At 69.0% G+C, this 16,138-nt stretch carries 22 protein-coding genes and 3 pseudogenes; 14 read left to right on the forward strand and 11 right to left on the reverse strand.

Features of this window, described 5'->3' with window-relative positions:
• Positions 1-225 precede the first annotated feature (225 nt).
• The gene (locus tag ACIHCX_RS35470) at positions 226-915 is read right to left on the reverse strand and encodes a TetR/AcrR family transcriptional regulator (protein WP_400037003.1); all 690 of its coding nucleotides are present in this window, start codon (positions 913-915) and stop codon (positions 226-228) included.
• 127 nt (positions 916-1,042) lie between these two features.
• On the opposite strand from ACIHCX_RS35470, the gene ACIHCX_RS35475 reads away from it, so the two are divergent.
• Both ACIHCX_RS35475 and ACIHCX_RS35480 read left to right on the forward strand, forming a co-directional pair.
• Positions 1,043-1,660 (forward strand): NADPH-dependent FMN reductase, encoded by a 618-nt coding sequence (locus tag ACIHCX_RS35475; RefSeq protein ID WP_400037005.1) that lies wholly within the window; start codon positions 1,043-1,045, stop codon positions 1,658-1,660.
• Between the two features lie 66 nt (positions 1,661-1,726).
• A complete protein-coding gene (locus ACIHCX_RS35480; RefSeq protein ID WP_400037007.1) occupies positions 1,727-2,350 on the forward strand; it encodes a hypothetical protein in 624 nt (207 codons plus the stop codon).
• Between the two features lie 238 nt (positions 2,351-2,588).
• Here ACIHCX_RS35480 and ACIHCX_RS35485 read toward each other — a convergent pair whose 3' ends face one another.
• Positions 2,589-2,945 carry a hypothetical protein gene (locus ACIHCX_RS35485; protein ID WP_400037009.1) on the reverse strand — a complete coding sequence of 119 codons (357 nt, stop codon included), beginning with the start codon at positions 2,943-2,945 and terminating at the stop codon, positions 2,589-2,591.
• Between ACIHCX_RS35485 and ACIHCX_RS35490 the strand changes: the two genes are divergently transcribed.
• The gene (locus tag ACIHCX_RS35490) at positions 2,907-3,284 is read left to right on the forward strand and encodes a Tn3 family transposase (protein WP_400037210.1); all 378 of its coding nucleotides are present in this window, start codon (positions 2,907-2,909) and stop codon (positions 3,282-3,284) included. The two genes, ACIHCX_RS35485 and ACIHCX_RS35490, sit on opposite strands and share 39 nt — an antisense overlap.
• An 82-nt stretch (positions 3,285-3,366) precedes the next feature.
• Here the strand turns inward: ACIHCX_RS35490 and ACIHCX_RS35495 are convergent, their stop codons facing one another.
• Entirely contained in the window at positions 3,367-3,792 is a 426-nt protein-coding gene (locus tag ACIHCX_RS35495) for a DUF6223 family protein (protein ID WP_400037011.1), read from the reverse strand.
• A 196-nt stretch (positions 3,793-3,988) separates the two neighbouring features.
• Here ACIHCX_RS35495 and ACIHCX_RS35500 point away from each other — a divergent pair, with 196 nt between their 5' ends.
• Together ACIHCX_RS35500 and ACIHCX_RS35505 are read left to right on the forward strand one after the other, a co-directional pair.
• Entirely contained in the window at positions 3,989-5,116 is a 1,128-nt protein-coding gene (locus ACIHCX_RS35500; protein ID WP_400037013.1) for a sensor histidine kinase, read from the forward strand.
• Positions 5,113-5,775: a response regulator gene (locus ACIHCX_RS35505; RefSeq protein WP_400037015.1), complete on the forward strand. Its 663-nt coding sequence runs from the start codon at positions 5,113-5,115 to the stop codon at positions 5,773-5,775. Before ACIHCX_RS35500 ends, ACIHCX_RS35505 begins: the two co-directional genes overlap by 4 nt.
• A gap of 349 nt (positions 5,776-6,124) precedes the next feature.
• Here the strand turns inward: ACIHCX_RS35505 and ACIHCX_RS35510 are convergent, their stop codons facing one another.
• The 3 genes from ACIHCX_RS35510 to ACIHCX_RS35520 all read right to left on the reverse strand — a co-directional run bounded on the left by ACIHCX_RS35510 (position 6,125) and on the right by ACIHCX_RS35520 (position 8,680).
• On the reverse strand, positions 6,125-7,210 hold the full coding sequence (locus ACIHCX_RS35510) for a recombinase family protein (RefSeq protein WP_400037017.1): 1,086 nt from the start codon (positions 7,208-7,210) through the stop codon (positions 6,125-6,127).
• A 276-nt stretch (positions 7,211-7,486) separates the two neighbouring features.
• Complete coding sequence (locus ACIHCX_RS35515; RefSeq protein WP_400037019.1) at positions 7,487-7,912, reverse strand: DUF4267 domain-containing protein; 426 nt, start codon at positions 7,910-7,912, stop codon at positions 7,487-7,489.
• A gap of 321 nt (positions 7,913-8,233) precedes the next feature.
• Complete coding sequence (locus ACIHCX_RS35520; RefSeq protein WP_400037021.1) at positions 8,234-8,680, reverse strand: anthrone oxygenase family protein; 447 nt, start codon at positions 8,678-8,680, stop codon at positions 8,234-8,236.
• A gap of 91 nt (positions 8,681-8,771) precedes the next feature.
• Between ACIHCX_RS35520 and ACIHCX_RS35525 the strand changes: the two genes are divergently transcribed.
• Positions 8,772-9,350: a TetR/AcrR family transcriptional regulator gene (locus tag ACIHCX_RS35525; protein ID WP_400037023.1), complete on the forward strand. Its 579-nt coding sequence runs from the start codon at positions 8,772-8,774 to the stop codon at positions 9,348-9,350.
• A 189-nt stretch (positions 9,351-9,539) separates the two neighbouring features.
• On the opposite strand, the gene ACIHCX_RS35530 is transcribed toward ACIHCX_RS35525, so the two are convergent.
• Complete coding sequence (locus ACIHCX_RS35530; RefSeq protein WP_400037214.1) at positions 9,540-9,689, reverse strand: hypothetical protein; 150 nt, start codon at positions 9,687-9,689, stop codon at positions 9,540-9,542.
• Positions 9,690-9,914: 225 nt separating this feature from the next.
• Between ACIHCX_RS35530 and ACIHCX_RS35535 the strand changes: the two are divergent.
• Positions 9,915-9,980, forward strand: a pseudogene (locus ACIHCX_RS35535) (transcriptional regulator); the annotation flags it as partial.
• Positions 9,981-10,053: 73 nt separating this feature from the next.
• Positions 10,054-10,236 (forward strand): hypothetical protein, encoded by a 183-nt coding sequence (locus tag ACIHCX_RS35540; RefSeq protein WP_400037216.1) that lies wholly within the window; start codon positions 10,054-10,056, stop codon positions 10,234-10,236.
• 364 nt (positions 10,237-10,600) lie between these two features.
• On the opposite strand, the pseudogene ACIHCX_RS35545 reads toward ACIHCX_RS35540, so the two are convergent.
• Positions 10,601-10,963, reverse strand: a pseudogene (locus tag ACIHCX_RS35545) (transposase family protein); the annotation flags it as partial.
• A gap of 204 nt (positions 10,964-11,167) precedes the next feature.
• Between ACIHCX_RS35545 and ACIHCX_RS35550 the strand changes: the two are divergent.
• The 4 genes and pseudogenes from ACIHCX_RS35550 to ACIHCX_RS35565 all read left to right on the forward strand — a co-directional run bounded on the left by ACIHCX_RS35550 (position 11,168) and on the right by ACIHCX_RS35565 (position 13,005).
• A complete protein-coding gene (locus tag ACIHCX_RS35550; protein WP_400037025.1) occupies positions 11,168-11,473 on the forward strand; it encodes a hypothetical protein in 306 nt (101 codons plus the stop codon).
• A 25-nt stretch (positions 11,474-11,498) separates the two neighbouring features.
• Positions 11,499-11,582 (forward strand): annotated as a pseudogene (locus ACIHCX_RS35555) (IS5/IS1182 family transposase); the annotation flags it as partial.
• Positions 11,583-11,780: 198 nt separating this feature from the next.
• Positions 11,781-12,560, forward strand: coding sequence for an alpha/beta hydrolase (locus tag ACIHCX_RS35560; RefSeq protein ID WP_400037027.1), 780 nt, complete (start codon positions 11,781-11,783; stop codon positions 12,558-12,560).
• A complete protein-coding gene (locus ACIHCX_RS35565; protein ID WP_400037029.1) occupies positions 12,550-13,005 on the forward strand; it encodes a hemerythrin domain-containing protein in 456 nt (151 codons plus the stop codon). The genes ACIHCX_RS35560 and ACIHCX_RS35565 overlap by 11 nt, the downstream gene beginning before the upstream one ends.
• 155 nt (positions 13,006-13,160) lie before the next feature.
• Here ACIHCX_RS35565 and ACIHCX_RS35570 read toward each other — a convergent pair whose 3' ends face one another.
• The 3 genes from ACIHCX_RS35570 to ACIHCX_RS35580 form a co-directional block, all read right to left on the reverse strand.
• Positions 13,161-13,661: a hypothetical protein gene (locus tag ACIHCX_RS35570; RefSeq protein WP_400037031.1), complete on the reverse strand. Its 501-nt coding sequence runs from the start codon at positions 13,659-13,661 to the stop codon at positions 13,161-13,163.
• A gap of 202 nt (positions 13,662-13,863) precedes the next feature.
• Complete coding sequence (locus tag ACIHCX_RS35575) at positions 13,864-14,094, reverse strand: hypothetical protein (RefSeq protein ID WP_400037033.1); 231 nt, start codon at positions 14,092-14,094, stop codon at positions 13,864-13,866.
• A 235-nt stretch (positions 14,095-14,329) separates the two neighbouring features.
• Complete coding sequence (locus ACIHCX_RS35580; protein ID WP_400037035.1) at positions 14,330-14,965, reverse strand: AAA family ATPase; 636 nt, start codon at positions 14,963-14,965, stop codon at positions 14,330-14,332.
• A 154-nt stretch (positions 14,966-15,119) separates the two neighbouring features.
• On the opposite strand from ACIHCX_RS35580, the gene ACIHCX_RS35585 reads away from it, so the two are divergent.
• Positions 15,120-15,461, forward strand: a complete 342-nt coding sequence (locus tag ACIHCX_RS35585) for a DUF2399 domain-containing protein (RefSeq protein WP_400037037.1) — start codon at positions 15,120-15,122, stop codon at positions 15,459-15,461.
• Positions 15,431-15,751 carry a hypothetical protein gene (locus ACIHCX_RS35590; protein ID WP_400037039.1) on the forward strand — a complete coding sequence of 107 codons (321 nt, stop codon included), beginning with the start codon at positions 15,431-15,433 and terminating at the stop codon, positions 15,749-15,751. The genes ACIHCX_RS35585 and ACIHCX_RS35590 overlap by 31 nt, the downstream gene beginning before the upstream one ends.
• Positions 15,752-16,138 lie beyond the last annotated feature (387 nt).

Here is a 16,138-nt window from a genome sequence, read left to right on the forward strand (position 1 = left end):
CGGTTCTGTACACCCGCCGACGTGGCCGCGTTCCTTACCTCCGACCCCACCCAAACCAAGGTCAAAAAGACGAGTTAAAGATCTGCACGCCCTAAGTCACATGATCGGCAGGGGCGGGACCCGGGTCGGCGCAGGTCGGCTGGTTGCCGACTCGGCTCGCGCAGCGGTTGCTCGCCGACAGCGCACAGGCGCAGGATGCGGTCCTGGACGAGGCCCGGCTCTCACTCAGCCTGCGGAGCCGTACGCCCGTAGGAAGGCTCGAACCCCGGCTGTCGTGAGCCGGTCGGTTTCCTCCCGCGGGAGCGGGTTCACGCCCCAGTAGGACCGATGCACGATGTCAGTCGAGGTGAGCGTCATGAAGTGCGCGGCAGCCTGGGCCGGGTCGCCGTGCGCATCGATCAGGCCATGGCCATCCAACACAGCCATGACGGAGCTGAATTCGCGCCCCACCGCGCGCGGCCCGGCCTCCCGCCAGGCGTCCAGGACCTCGGCCGGGACGTGCCCAGCCTCCGCGAAGATGTGCCGGACCAGTGAGAAATGGTTGCGGAAGTCCGTCATCAGGCCGATCCAGGCGCGGGCGAGGGCGAGTAGGTCGCGCTCCAGGTCCTCGGGGCGCGGCAGGCGCTCCAGGTCCAGGTACTTGTGCAGCAGCGCGAGCTGCTCGTCCCGTACCTGACCCGAACTCCACTGCACCACGGTGCGGAACAGCTCCTCCTTCCCGCCCGGGAAGTGGTTGTAGAGGGTGCGGGTGGAGGCGTCGGCCTCGGCGGCGATCGCGTCGATGCTGGCGCGGGAGTAGCCATCCCGCCCGAAGACCTCGCACGCGGCCTGCGCGATCGCTACCGCCTTGTTCGCTCGGCCCCGCCGCGGTGGGGCCGTTTTCGCCGTCTTCTCATTGGCGTTCGTACTGGTCACCGACGCTCCTTTCGCATGTTCACCAAGGTAACTACAACGCACGTTGCACTTCTAACAACGTGCGTTGTAGTTTATCCGCCGTGGCCGCAGCCCGCGACCCGCAACGAGGGAACCAAGGGGATCCACCATGTCCGACACCATGCCCACCAACGACTCCGCTCTCCGTGTCGCCGTCATCGTCGGAAGCGCCCGCGGCGGCCGCCTCGGCCCTTCCGTCACCGACTGGTTCACCGGCCACGTCGGTCACCGCACCGACATCGAGTTGGACGTCGTCGACGTCGCCGACCTGGCCCTGCCGGTGTCCATGCCCGGATGGGACGGCATCCCCGCCCCCGCCCCGCAGACCGGCGCCGCGCTCGCCGACGTCAGCCCGCGGCTGGAGGCCGCCGATGCCTTTGTGGTCGTCACCCCCGAGTACAACCACAGCTTTCCGGCCTCGCTGAAGAACCTCATCGACTGGCACTACACCCAGTGGCAGGCCAAGCCGGTCGGCTTTGTCTCGTATGGCGGGCTGGGCGGCGGGCTTCGCGCTGTCGAACAGCTGCGGCAGGTCTTCGCCGAGTTGCACGCCATGACCGTGCGCGACTCCGTCAGCCTGCACGGCCCCTGGTCCGGGCTGGGCGAGGACGGCATGCCGCTCGACACGGCGGTGTGCGAAGGCGCCGCCAAGGGCATGGTCGATCAGCTGGTGTGGTGGGGCCGCGCGCTGCGCACCGCCCGCGCCGAGCACCCGTACGGGAAGTGACGGCACTATGAGCGCCGCGACCACCACCCTGCCTCCAGGGCGCGGACAGCGCTCGCCCGGCTCGGCGTGTACCCCACCCTGATCAACGGTGACGGCCTGCTGGGGCACCCCGACGGCGCCCCGTACGACAGGGTCATCGCCACGTGCGGCGTGCGCACCGTTCCCGCGGCGTGGATCGAACAGACCCAGCCCGGCGGCCTGATCCTTGCGACGATCGGCGGGTGGCTGGGCTCCTCGGAGCTCGCCCGGCTCACCGTCCACGACGACGGCACCGCATCCGGACCGTTCCTCGGCGGCGGGGTCAGCTTCATGCTCGCCCGACCGCACACGCCGCCCCCGCTCGGCCTGTTGCCCGACCTCAGCGCAGGTGAGGAGCGCAAGGCCATCGTCGGAGCCGACATCCTGAGCGACTGGACATCCCGGTTCGTCGTACAGACCGCCGTACCTGCCGCACAGCAGCTCGCCCTGCAACATGAGGGCCAGGCCGAGACCGTTCTCATCGACGTCGCCTCGGGTTCCTGGGCGGCCCTACGCGAAGAAGACGGCCACTGGATCGTCCGCCAGGACGGCCCCGAACTCTTGTGGGACGCTGCCGAGGACCAGTTGGGCCGCTGGCGCGCCTGCGGCGCCCCGACGCTGGAAGAGTTCACCATCCATGTCACCCCCGAAGGCCAGACGATCCGCTGGTAGAACGCCAAGTCCGGGTCCCCCTCGTCCACTCCCTGGTGGATGGGTGGGCTCGGGACCTCCCGCGCTGAGAAGGAGTGCCTGGAGCGCGCCATTGACGCGTTCGCCCACTACCTGGGGCAGTCCCGGCCGGACGGCATGGTCTCTGACCTCGCTGAGGAGAGGTCCGTGCGGAGTCCGAGCGCAGGCTCCGTCAGCCGCGCATGGCGCGGACCGGGCATGCGAAGTCGGTGACCCTCCTTCACCACTGGCCTAGGCCGAGGCCCAGCGCGAGGATCAGGCACGGCGGGCCGAGGAGAGGGCCGAGCAGCTGCTCGCACTGCTGAAGGCCGGCGCCGAGGAACGCGCAGTCCCGTCCTGGCGGACCGGCGTCTACGGCACGCTCTCCCCGCAGGAGCTGAACCGGAGGATCGCCGAGGGCGACCGGCTCGCCGCCGATGCCGAGGCCGTTGCCGCCAAGGCGGGGACCGAGGCCCATGGACTTGCCGCGCGCCTTGATCGCGAGCAGGCCACCGGCCAGCCCACCCGAGGACAGCGGTTCGCCGCCGAGGCCGGGCAGATCCTCGACCAGGCGGAGGCGCGTCTCGAGGCCCGTCACCGTGGCTTCGGCAACCGCGGCGTCATCGCCGACAATGCCCCCGTCGAGCAGGAGAAGGCGATGAAGTTCAACGCTCTGCTCACGAACGCGGTGATCTTCCACAACGCCCTGGACATCGCCGAGATCGTCCGCCAGCTGCTGGAAGAGGGGTGGGAGATCACCCTGGAGGACCTGACCCACATCTCGCCGTACCTGACCGAGCACATCAATCGGTTCGGCGAGTACAGCACGCATGAGCTCGGCATCCAGCCCGAGGCGTACGAGACGGAGCTGGATGTCGACTTCACCCCGCTGCGCGAGCAGGACCCGTCCACGGCCGGTTTCGGCACGGCCGCCTGACGCCGGCTGCCGCTGGCCAGGTCCGACGCCCGGCGTAGGATCGGTTGCCGATATCGGATTCGTCACTGCCAGAGAGAAGATTTCAGGCAGACTCGAATGTGCGCTCGTATTCGCTGTGGTCAGTCGGTGCAGCAGTGCGGCGGGAGCGGGCCAGAGCCAGTCCGCCGAGGACCATGGCGATCAGTCCCAGCACCAGGGCCAGGGCGCCACCAACTACTCCATTGCCGGTGCCGGGACCACCGTCGGCGACGGCCAGATTCAGCGCACCGTTAAGCACGGCGATCAGCCCGGACGCCAGGGCCACGACAGCCCCCCTTTTCCCACGGTTGCCGATGCGGCGGACGGAACGTGCCAGCGCCAGCCCGCCGATGACCGCACCGGCCAGCCCCAGCAGCGCGGCCGAGGAGGCCCACAATCGCGCGGCGGTCAGGGTGTATGAATCGACGTGGGCCGACTGGGCCAAGGCGTGCGCGGCCGAGGGTGCGGCAAGCGTAAATCCGACTGCCATGAGGTACTCCTTCTCGTCCTGCGACTGGTCAGGGCCTGAGCATGTCCGACGGACCCACCGCCGGTCGTTCCGCAGACGCAGACACTTTGCGCTACCGCCGATGCCGCAGGCACCGCGAAACTACCGCGTGCGCGGTAGCCTGCCGCTCGTCCACGAGCGGGACTCGCCCGCCGCGACATCCGGCTAGGGTGCGCGCATGGTCAAAGGACGGATCCGTGTCCCGGCCGCTGTCGCAGACTGGGCGATCGCCGCCGGAGTGGCGGCGCTGCTTCTGGGCACGGGGCGGTCCGGGGGGCACCCCGCCACGGGACCCGATCTGTTCGGCTACGCGCTGCTGGCGGCCGGCGGACTGGCGCTGGCCGCACTCCGCCGGGCTCCGCTTGTCGTCCTGGCCGTTACCGGGCTGTGCGCGGTGGGGTATCAGGTGGCCGGTTTCGACGTGCTCGCCGTGTCGTACCTGGTCGCGGTCTACGGCGCGGTGCGCGCCGGGCACCGTGCCATCACGGTGGCGGCGTCCGTGACCATGCTGGTCGCGCTGAACCTGACGGCACTGGTCTTCCACGACGGGCCTGCGGGCGAGGCGCTCGCGCGACCCCGCAGCGTCCTGGAGTTGGCCTGGCTGATCGCCGCCCTTGCCGCGGGGGAGGCTGTGCGGCAGGCCGAGCGGCGGGCGGACGAAGCCGAGCGCACCCGTGAGGAGACCGCGCGACGACGGGCCGATGAGGAACGGCTGCACATCGCACGTGAGTTGCATGATGCGCTCACCCACCAGATCTCGATCATCAAGGTGCAGTCCGAAGTTGCCGTCCACCTAGCCCGTCGGCGCGGCGAGCAGGTGCCGCACACCCTGCTGGCGATCCAGGAAGCCGGACGTGAGGCGACTCGCGAACTGCGCGCGACCCTTCAAGCACTGCGCGACGACGACACCGCACCGTCCCGTGGGCTCGACCACATCCCGGAGCTGGTGGAGCGGGCCGGCAGCACCGGTCTGAAGACGACGCTGACCATCAAAGGACAGCGGCCCGATGTATCGGCCGCGGTGGGCCGGACCGCCTACCGGATTGTTCAGGAGTCGCTGACCAACATCGCCCGCCACGCCGCCGCCGCTACCGCGTCGGTCCGGATCGACTACCGGCCCGACACCCTCGCGATACGCATCGACGACGACGGCAAGGCCACGCCAGACACCGCGCCAACGCTCGGCCTCGGACTGCTCGGCATGCGCGAACGCGTCACCGCTCTCGGCGGGCGACTGCGCGCCGAACCCCGCAGCGAGCGCGGCTTCACCGTCCAGGCCGAACTCCCCGTGGAGCAGACATCGTGATCCGGGTCCTGCTGATCGACGACCAGCCACTCATTCGCAGCGGTTTCCGCGCGCTCCTCGACCTCGAGGACGACATCGAGGTGGTGGCCGAGGCTGCCGACGGGAAGGAGGGCCTGGCGCTGGTCAAGGAACACCTGCCCGACATCGTGCTCATCGATATCCAGATGCCGGTCGTCGACGGCATCGAGGCCACCCGGCTCATCGCCGCAGACCCGGCCCTGGCCCAGGTGCACGTCGTCATCCTGACCAACTACGGCATGGACGAACACATCTTCAACGCGCTGCGCGCCGGCGCCGCCGGATTCCTCGTCAAGGACATCCTGCCGGAAGACCTCCTACACGCCGTACGCGTTGCCGCCCGCGGCGACGCCCTTCTCGCACCGTCCATCACCCGCAAGCTGATCAACCGGTACGTCGCCCAGCCGCTCAACGCCACTGCCGGCACCGGACTGGAAGAGCTGACCAACCGCGAACGCGAGGCCGTCGCACTGGTCGCGCAGGGCCTGTCCAACGACGAGATCGCCGACCACATGGTGATCAGCCCGACGACCGCGAAAACCCACATCAACCGGGCCATGACCAAGGTCCACGCCCGTGACCGCGCTCAGCTCGTCGTCCTCGCCTACGAATCCAGCCTGGTAGCCCCGCGCAGCTCCTGACATCCACGGCCCAGGTGCAGGCCTGACCACGATGATCCTCGCCGAGGACGCCGACAGCACCGAATGAGCCTGGACGCCTTCAGGGCTTCAAGATCAACTCATTGCCCCATTGACGCGTATCTGGGTCACACCCCTTGTCGACGAACTCCCTGGTATCCACCTGCCCGACGCTGCCGAGCTGCGCGCTCGGGGCGTGCTCGGAGCTCCCACGGCGACGCTCCCCACACCGCGGCGGACCCTCGGAGCCGGCGGCCGCGCCGACGAGGAACCTCCCCACCCTGGCGCCTGACGCGCCCTCGCCGTTACCGGGCTTGAGGAACATCGGTACAGCGGTTGGCGCTGAGAACGATCACGGTTCCCGGGTGGCGGTCTCCGAGTTCGGGTGAGGCTGGGTCTGGAGTCGCTGGCGGAGATCGGCTTCTTCGGCTGTGAGCGGGTCGCCTGGGCGACGGATGCGGACTCGGCGGGGGCGGGGGATGTCGTCGACGTCCTGGAGGTCGGCGAAGTCGGCGCGGGCCGCCGCGACGGCCTCGGGGTACGCCTCCTGCTTCTCGTGCTCGGCGAGCGCGCGGTAGATGCTCGCGACGCTGGGGGCCTGACCTTTGCGCTTGCCGGTGGGGATGATCAGGTCGGGCTGGATCTGCTCGACCGACTCGCCGTTTGCCCGGCGGCGGAGCACGGTGTGCAGCATGTCCTCGGTGATGACGGGCGGTCGGCCGCCGTGCTTGCCCTTGCGGGCCGCCGCGTCGAGTCCTTCGAGGGTCGACTCCCGGATGTTTTCCCGCTCGGTCTCCGCCATCGCCGCGAAGAACGCGAACAGCAGGCGTCCGGGCCCGCTCGGGTCATACATCCCGGGCAGCGGCCCGGCGAGCATCTCCAGGACCAGGCCGTGGGCGGTGAGATGGTCGGCGAGCGCGGTGAGTTCGGCCGCGTCGCGGCCGAGGCGCTTCATCTCGTACACGGTGAAGATGACCCGGCAGTGCGGGGCATGACCCTTGATCTGCCGGGCCAGTGCAAGGGCGGCCTCGAACTGTGGGCGGACGCGTACGCGGGTGCTGATCTTCTCGGAGAACACCTTGTCGCGCGGAATGCCGTGCTTGGCGAGCGCGTCGAGCTGCGACTGGAGTTCCTGGGTGAGCGTCGAGCAGCGGGCGTAGCCGATGCGGATGTCGGCGGTCGGGGTGTCGGGCGCGAGGGCGAGCGGGACGGGGGTGCCGGGCCGCCACGGCTGGCCGGGCCCGCGGTCGGCGGGGGTGGACACGCGCAGGAGCTTGGCGAGCCGGGGCACCTTGGTGAAGCGGCCGGTGTGGTAGGTGCCGGCGACCGCGCCGGAGCGCGAGCGGCACGGCGAACCGGGCTCGGCCTTGCAGCGCGGGCAGGGGTGGCACTCGACGTCGTCGGCCTCGCTCGCGGAAGCCTCTTGAGGGACCGTCATGACCGTGGATGCTGTCACAAACGATTCTCAGAAGTACCCCGAACCCACCTTTGAGTGAGAACGGGTTCTGCGAACCGAACTGGCGCTTCGTGGGTTCCGCACGGCCCTGTTTGATCTTGCTCGGGCAAAGGACCGTTTATGAGAATCGGGGCAGGGGGCCGCGCTGCGCCATCCCGGAGAAACGGGACCAGGCCGCCGCCCGCTGGAAGAAAATCGTGCGCCCTGTCTTTCCCGGCGGGCGCCGACAGGCGAATACCGACACGCGCCAAGGTGGCGTTAGGCGGGCTGCGGGGCGGGCGTTGCCGGAGCGGCCGCGACCTTGCGGGTCTCGCGCATTATCAGCAGCCCGTTGACCACCATCAGTGTCGCGGTCAGGCCGTGGATGCCGAGCGCGGTGGCCACGGAGCCGTGGTGGGCCAGCACGGTGGCCATGTCGCCGTACGCGGCGAGGGCCTCCACCAGCAGCACCCAGCCCAGCGCCCGGCGGTGGCCCGTCACCAGCAGGATGCCCAGGACCAGGGCCAAGACGACATCGCGGATTCCCTTGATGATCAGGAAGCCGTCGCCGTCGCCGGACGGCCAGCTCGGCAGGCCAAAGCCCGGCGCCGTCGTCTCAGGGCTCAGGATGAACTCGATCCCGAACCAGAGGATGAAGAGGATGAAGGCGGCGGCCAGGACGGTGTTGATCTTCTTCAGCGACATTGTTCTTCTCCTTGCGAGTCTTCGCCAACTTGGTGAGCTTCGTGGAGCTTGCTGAGTCGTGTAGGGCCCGATCAGGCCGCGCGGACGCGGCTGATCGAGGGGCGTAGCTCGTCGGGATCGCAGTTGTGGGATCTGAGCGGCAGCTGCATCCCCGGATGCCTTTCGGTTGCCAGCTGCCGCCCGGGGGTGGGGGTTGTGCGCCACTGGCGCGGGGCCGGCCCGCGGGGTCAGAAATCCGAAGCCCTGTCGGGCTCACCCCGACGGGGGCGAAAGCCGTCGACATACAGGGGCAAACCAGTGCATGTCTGAGCGACTTTGATATCAGGTGAGGGCGGCGACCAGCAGGGTGAAGGCGCCGATGAGGACGGCGACGCGGACGTAGTGCCAGCGGTCCCAGCGGTTCATCTGCTCCTTCCAGCCCTCCGGCCGGTTCTCGGGGGTCCACGTCTTGCCCTGGTTGTTGATCGGGACAAGCACCAGCAGCGACATGATCACGCTGACGATCAGCAGCGCGGCGCCGGTGACGACCAGGCCGGTGCCCTCGTGGTGCCAGCCGGCGACGGCCCAGACCGCGCAGAGGACGACCGAGCCGATGTACCAGAACGGCATCACGGCGCCGAGCATCCGGCCGCCGTGGCTGCGGCCGAGCTGGCCGGCGTCGCCGGGGAGGGCGTCGAGGATCCGGTTGATGACGAAGGCGACGGAGAACTCCACCCCCACCATCAGGCCGACGACCACGGTGGTGACGACCTCAAGTGCGTTGAGCATGACGGCCCCTCCAGATATCTAGCGTTGCTAGCTGTCGAGGTAACGCTAGCGCTACTGCCGCTCCGTTGTCTAGCGGTGCTAGGATCGAACTATGTCGGTACAGGAACGCAAGCAGCGGGAACGAGCGGAGCGCGAGCGCCTCATCGTGGCGACGGCCCGTGAACTCGCCGAGCAGCAGGGCTGGGGCGCGGTCACCACGCGCCGGCTCGCCGAGCGCATCGAGTACAGCCAACCCGTCCTCTACAGCCACTTCCGCGGCAAGCGCGAGATCATCGGCGCCGTCGCCCTCCAGGGCGCTGCCGAGCTGGCCGTCGCGGTGCGGGCCGCGACCGCCGCCGCGGACGGTCCGTGCGCCCGGGTCACCGCCCTCGCCCGCGGCTACCTCGACTTCGCCGAGCGCAACCCGGCGGTCTACGACGCCCTGTTCCAGCTCGACGGCGGCCTGGCGTACGCACAGGAGGACACCCCGGAACCTCTTAAGGATGCCTTCGCCGCCTTGCTGGAGTGCCTCAGCGAGGTCGCCGGGGACGGCGTCCACCCGGGGCTGTTCACCGAGGTGTTCTGGGCGTCCCTGCACGGGATCGCGACCCTGACCCGGGCGGGACGGCTGCTGCCGGAGGACACCGAGCAGAGGGTGGAACTGCTGGCGGACCGCCTCGCCGTGCTCTGACACACCATCCCGGCGGGCACGCAACCGGGGTCCTCGGGCCCCGCCGCTGCCTGCCCGCGGCATCGCTTCCGGTCACGCGCGCCCACATGGCGCAGCCGCAGATCGCCGGGCCTCGTACCCCAGAGGGGCACCCGCCCCGGAATCTGCGATGATCATTGATCACGCCCCGGTACGCGCCCTAACGCCGCGTCATTCGCCGTTGCCCTCGTCGTCCTCGTCGAGGTGGACGGTCGCCGGGTCACGCAGTGGGCGCAGGCCCTCACGTGGCGGGCGGGCGGCGAAGCTGTAGCGGCCCAGGCAGTTGAGGTTGGCGTGCTTCAGCGGGGAGACCCGGGCCACGTCCTCGTCCAGGACGTCATGCTCCCGTTCCTCGGGCGGGGTGATGGGGATATTTGGATTTCCCCACTTGTCGCTCTGGGGTGGGACAAACCTGCTCTCTTGATCTCCCCATCCATTGTGTGATCCTCCCGGCGTGTCGAACTGGGGTCGGCGTGTCGTGGAGAGCCTGCGTGAGCTAGGAGTTCGGCCTGTTCGGGGGCCCGGTTGCTCACTCGGGAGGAAGACGTGGACGCTCATGCTCTGCGTCGTCAGGGGTGGACGATCTCGGCGATCGCACGGCATCTGGGCCGTGATCGCAAGACGATTCGTGCCTATCTGAACGGCGAGCGAACCCCCGGCCAGCGGCGTGGGCCCGGACGCGTTCGTGCCGTTCCTGCCCTATTGCCGGCAACGCCTGGCCGACGACCCGCATCTGTGGGCCTCGACCTTGTTCGACGAGGTGGTGGAACTGGGCTACGAGGGCGCCTACTCGACGTTCACCCGGGCCTTGCGCCGTTACCAGGTCCGCCCGCACTGCGAGCCCTGCCGCGCCTCCGGTGTCCAGTAGCCCGCCCACATGGTCAAGTACGGCGCCGACGTGCACGTCCTTGTGGGTATCGACGCCGAGCACCACCGAACGCGGCGCAGCGGCGGCCTCGGCGGCTTGGACGGTGCGGAAGGCAGTGGGCATGCTGAGGGTGGTCACGGTGCTCCTGTTCGACGACGCAGTGCCGATGGCCAGCGCCGGTCGGTGGAGCGGTCAGGACTGTGACGGTGCCTTCTAGGCCAAGGCCCCTATCGGGACACGCTCCGCCGGCCCGGGGCCGGTACGCGCCGCTCCGACCGGGCCGACAGATCAAACACAAGGCACAAGCAGCCAGCCGGAGTACGAGTCAAGCCACGGCCGGAACGGCACGACCATCATGCTCACAGCCGGAGTAGAAGGGCCGGTCCGCGGTGATCCGGTCGATGGGCAGCAGCGTGCCGTCGAGCAGGACGAACGCCTTCATCGAGGCCGTCCGGACCGCCTCGGCGAGTGTAGGGGCGAGGTTGGCCAGGAGGCCGACGGCCTCAGTGATGTAGCGGTAGGCGGTGGCGATCCCGATGCCGAACCCGGCAGCGAGCCGTGCGTAGGTGTCGCCGCAGCGCAGATGGGCCAGAACCAGGAGGGCCTGGCGTCCCGGCGCCGGGCGCCGCCGGCGCGAGTCGATCTCTCGGCGGTAGACGGTCAGTTGACGGGTGAGGTAGCGCAGGTGCGTGTTGGACAGACCAATCGCCGACGGGTAGACAAGCACGCGAAACTCCTGGTGAGCATGGGGGATCGTGGTCGTGAACCCGTCTATCAGGAGCTCTGCTGTTGGGTGTGACCAGGACCAATGAAAAGTCGGCAGGTTGGCAGAAGCTCGCTGTACCGGCCCCTTTTAGGAAGGAGCTTTGATGAAGGTCGCGCGCACTGCGATGCTCACCGTCGTCGGCCTCGCCGTCGGAATGGCCGGCTCTTGAGCGCCCGCCGGTGGATCATCGCCGTCTGGGCGGTGCTGTGCCTGGCCGGCATCGCCGCCACCTCCGCCCTCAACGCCGGGCCGTACACGGACAAGCCGGAATCTCCCACCGAGGAACCGGTACCGACGGGCACGTACGTCGTCGACTGCAAGGCGATCGCCGACGACATCGAACAAGCCCGCGCCGAGGCGGAGCGGGAGCGGCAGGAAGAGCCCTTGAAGGGCAGGGCCACCGCGAAGACTGTCTGGGTACCAGAGGAGTGCGCGGACGAACTCGAAGACCGTGGCCTGAAGACACGCTGAGGATGGCACTTCCCACGACCATGCGTCCTGGCGCCTCCTGCGCCAGCCACGATGCAGCACCAACCAGATCACAGACCTGGTCAAAGCCGTCCTCACGCTGCACCTCGCCAGGTTCAGCGTGAGGTTGGAAAAGGCTCAGTGTGAGGCGATGACGCCGACTCGCGGTCCTCGGAGACTGCGCGCTCACCCTGACGCCATTGCGGCAGCGCGACGCAACCGCCCATCTGGCCCTCGCGGTTATAGTTCCAGGCAGCGTCGCGTGCCGGTGGCGGATGGATCGTCAGGCATGGAGGCGTCGTATCGAAAGGTGGCTACGGCCATTCCCGCCCCAATTTCACAGAAGGTCACGCTTTACCCCGCCGAGGACCGGTTCTTCGGCCCCCGACCCGCCGTCCTCGTCCTGCCCGGCGGCGGCTTCCGGGAACTTCCACCGCACGAGGGCGAAGGCTACGCGCGCTGGCTGTCCGGCCTCGGCATCCACGCCTTCGTCCTGTCCTACCGGCTGCTGCCGGACCGGTTCCCGGCCCCGCTCGAAGACGCCCGGGCCGGGTTGGACCACATCCGCAACGGCGACCACGGCCTCGACGTCGGCCGGGTCGGCGTCATCGGATCAAGCGCGGGCGGCCAACTCGCCGGCCTGCTCATGACCGGCCGGGTCCTGTCCATCGAGGAGGGCGTCGCCGACCCGCCCCGACCGGACTTCGCGATCCTGGCCTATGCGCTGGCCGACCTCGACCTGCTGCCGCCGTCGGTGGTCGAGAACCTGCTCGGCGACCTGCTGCCCATCAAGGACGAGCTATCCCCGGCCAAGCATGTGGACGCGTCGGTGTGCCCGACCTTCGTATGGGCCACCGCTCAGGACCCGCCGGGCCTGCCCAACGCCCTGGAGTGGACCCGGGCGCTGGCGGCGGCCGCGGTACCGGTGGAGTTGCACGTCTACCCGGGCGGCAGCCACGGTATCGGCCTGGCCGACGGCGTGGAATACGGCGGCGAGCCGCATAAGTTCATTGCGCGCGAGCCGCACACTGCGTCCTGGACGACCGCGTGCGCGGCCTGGCTGCGACGGGAGGGCGTTCTTGCCGACTGACCGCGTCACCGCCTGGGGCGGGGAACTGCAGCGGGTGCACGGCAAGCTGCGCAATGCGCTGGCGCGGGCGGGACTGGACGGCGGCGACCCCGCCGACGCCGCCACCGACCTGCTGTTGTTCTGCCACGGGTTCTGCGCTGCCCTGTCCGGCCACCATCGCGCCGAGGACGGTTCGCTGTTCCCGGAACTGGTACGGGCGCGACCCGACCTGGCGCCGGTGGTCGCGAAGCTGACTCAGGACCACAACATGATTGAGCACCTCATCGGTGGGTTGCAGAAGGCGGTGGCCGACTCGACCGACCCGGAGGTGGCACACCGTCACCTGGACTGGATCGAGGCGGTCATGGAGACGCACTTCAAGTACGAGGAGAAGCAACTGGGAGCGGTGCTGGACGGCATGGATGCCGACTTCGACCGCACCGAGATCTTCGGCCCGATTGGCTGAGCCGCGTCCCGTTCGCGCCGCCCGCCGACGGCGCGAACGGGAATCCACACCGGGGTTCGCGCGGAACCGCCACCGCCTCGCCCGGGTCCTGAACCGCGACCGCCGAGGTTTCGGTGGAGCGGTGAACCGGGCCGTGTCACGAACCGCGACCGGCCCTAACTACACGAGCCGAAGGGCGCGGTGTCGTTTGTGGCTTCTGGCAGCCGTCGTACGACGCCGTTGTCGGTGACTTGCCTGCGCAGACGCTCGATCTCGTCGTGCTGAGCGGCAAGGCGAGAGATCGCCAGGGTTCTGAACTCGGTGAGCTGCGCGATCTGCTCGTCGCGGGTGACGATGCGCGCTTTGAGCTCGGCACTTTGTGCCTTGAGTCGTTCAATCTGCGCGATCCGGGGATCGGCGATCTCTCCGGCGTCGCGGAGTTCGTTAAACCTGCGCTCGAACTCCTCGGCGAGGTGCCGGTAGGCGCCGGGCCGGGTGGTTCCGTCGCGGTTCTTCTTGGGATAGAAGCCGGTGCGGGTCACGCCGGCCAGGGCGGCGAGGGTCTTCAGATCGGCCTTGCCGCCGGGTGGGAGATCTCCCTTCAGGATCCGTTCCGGGACGGCCCCAAGCCCCTGCACGTCCGACAGTGGGCGTGCGGCGAGTGCGGCATCCTGCACGACCGTGACCACAACGCAGCCCGCAACGTCCTCTTCGAAGGACGCCGTATCGTCGCCGCCGGACGGGCGGAGACGCTAAATGCCTCGTGGAGCGCCGGTAAGACCAGGACGAAAGTCCCGGCACAGCGCGTTGAAGCAGGAAGCCCCCGGAAGGGTCGGACGACCCAGACTGGAATCCCTGGACTTTAGGCCAGGGAGCACGTCAACGGTCCTGTCTCAGCGGTCGTAGGACTGCCTCGCTGGCACGCACGAGTGCGGACAGCGGTTGTCCGGCCCGGTCGGTGAGTGCGCGGGCAAAGGAGAGGTCCAGTTCGATGATCACCTTGACGTAGCGGGTATCCAGCCGAGTGACTTTGGTGGGAGCGGAAGCGGGGGCTGTCGTCTCAGGTCGATGCTGCAGGGCGGCTCGATAGGTGTTCTTGCGCTGGTTCATACCCTGTCCTGACGGTTGATGAGGGTCATGTCCCCTGTCGGGGTGTAGGGGATCAACGTGGAAATCGGCAGGTCACGTCCACGATTCGCCGATCGGCGGACCTTGGTCATCTGACGCTGCGCGTCAAGCCGGACTCGCTGCGCGCGGCCACTGCCGGCATCCTCGTAGGCGTGACTTCGGACGCAGGTCACCCCCTAGATGTCCGCCGTGACCTGCGCCTTCTCGTCTTGATCCCCTACACCACTTGGCGGGACGCCATCTTGATGAGCTCCTGGGCGAGATCCATGTACGCCGTGCCCTTCACCTCGACGGGGCTGCCGAATGACTGGGAGTACAGGTCGAGCCGCGGGATATGCGTGGACAACACGTCGAAACCCCGCTCTGTGAGGGCTTCGCGGGCGTCGGCGTCGGGACCGGTACGCGTGGCGTCGGGACGATTCGTGCGGTTCAGCAAGACGGCGGCGCGGGCCGGGTGGGAGCGCAGGGACTGCATGTCATCCATTTCGCGGTCGATGGGCGCCATTCGGTCCAGTTCGATCGGGGCGGGGGTCACGGGCACGATCCACTCGCTCGCGTACCGCATGACGCCCCGGGCGATGTGGGCGTGGTCTTCCAGCTGCGGGGCGTCGAACACCACTGCCCGTCGGTTGTCGAGAAAGTCGTTCACCCGCCGGTGTACGTCGCCCACCGGAAGGGCGAGCACAGGGAAGGGAAAACCGCCCGCAAGTTCGCTCCAACGCAGCGCAGAAGAGGCGGGGTCGCTGTCCACTAGCAACGGTGACAGCCCCGATGCGTGCAGCGCGTGGGCCAACCAGACGGCGCTGGTCGTCTTCCCCACCCCGGGTTTGAGGTTCACGAATGCATAGCTCAACGGCACAGGAGCCGACGCTAACGGCCCAGCGGCGTCGACTGCCGTTGACGCGGAGTCACCGTGCACGGTTCACCCTGCGGCGCCGGTGAATCATTCGTACGGGCTAACCTCCCGGGCTCGCTTTGGATGGCTGAGCCGTTCTGATCGCTGGGGTATGTGGGATCCCGCCAAACCGTCCGACCAACGGCTTCCTGCCGGTGCGCCCTCGCGCTACACCGCTTCGGCACTGGACTGCCCGCCCCTCGTCCGTACGTTCGGCTGGCCCAACAGCACAGCGATCCACCTTCTGCGCATGCTCGCGGACAACGGCGCCGCTCTCAGCTACCACGACGACTTCGACGGAGAAGGCTGTCCTTGCCGAACCTCATCCGTGCAGGTGGGAGGAGGTGGGCGGCCTTCGCGATCGACGCTCACTCCAAGACGCTTCTTGCGCTGCAGCCGATCAGCCCGGCAACGTGATCGCCCATGCTGCTGCGACTGGCCTACCTGGGCGTGAGCAATGCACTCGCGCTGCCACGCCTACTGCCGGTCAGCGAACGGGACAAGGACATCGAGATCCTGGCCCTGCGGCATCAGGTCACGGTGCTGGAGCGGCAGCTGGGCAAGCACAGGCCGCGATTCGACGCAGCCGACCGGGCGTTCCTTGCGGCGCTGCTGCACCGGCTGCCGATGGATGTGCTGCGCCGGGTGCGGCTGCTGGTGCGCCCGGAGACGGTGCTGCGGTGGCACAGGGACCTGGTCGCGCGTTGGCGCGGTCGCCACAGCCAACGCCGAACCAGGACCTGACGCGTCGCCGATGCCCGCCGTCGCCGCCGCGGAGGCCTCGCCGACGGCGGTGGCCGCCCCGCCCCTGGCCCTGGCGTCCGCCCCGCAGGCACCACCGGCGCCGATGCCCACCGCGCCGCCGGTGCCTCCGCCGACGGCAGGCGCCACCGGTGAGCTCTCCGGCGAGCAGACGGACACCCCCGACCCGCAGCAGCAGGCCGAGACGGTGAACACCGCCCTGCGGGGACCGACACGCAGGCCGAGGGGCTCAAGGACCTGCCGGAATGGCAGCGGCTCCAGCAGTCCGTGGGGCTTGGACGCACCCCTGGAAGGCCGTCAAGGGCCGGGTCGGGGAGCACTTCGACCGCCTGAAGAGCGACAACCGCGTGGGCGAGTTCTTCCGGAAGG

It is taken from the genome of Streptomyces sp. NPDC052043, assembly GCF_044548235.1.
GTDB lineage: Bacteria > Actinomycetota > Actinomycetes > Streptomycetales > Streptomycetaceae > Streptomyces.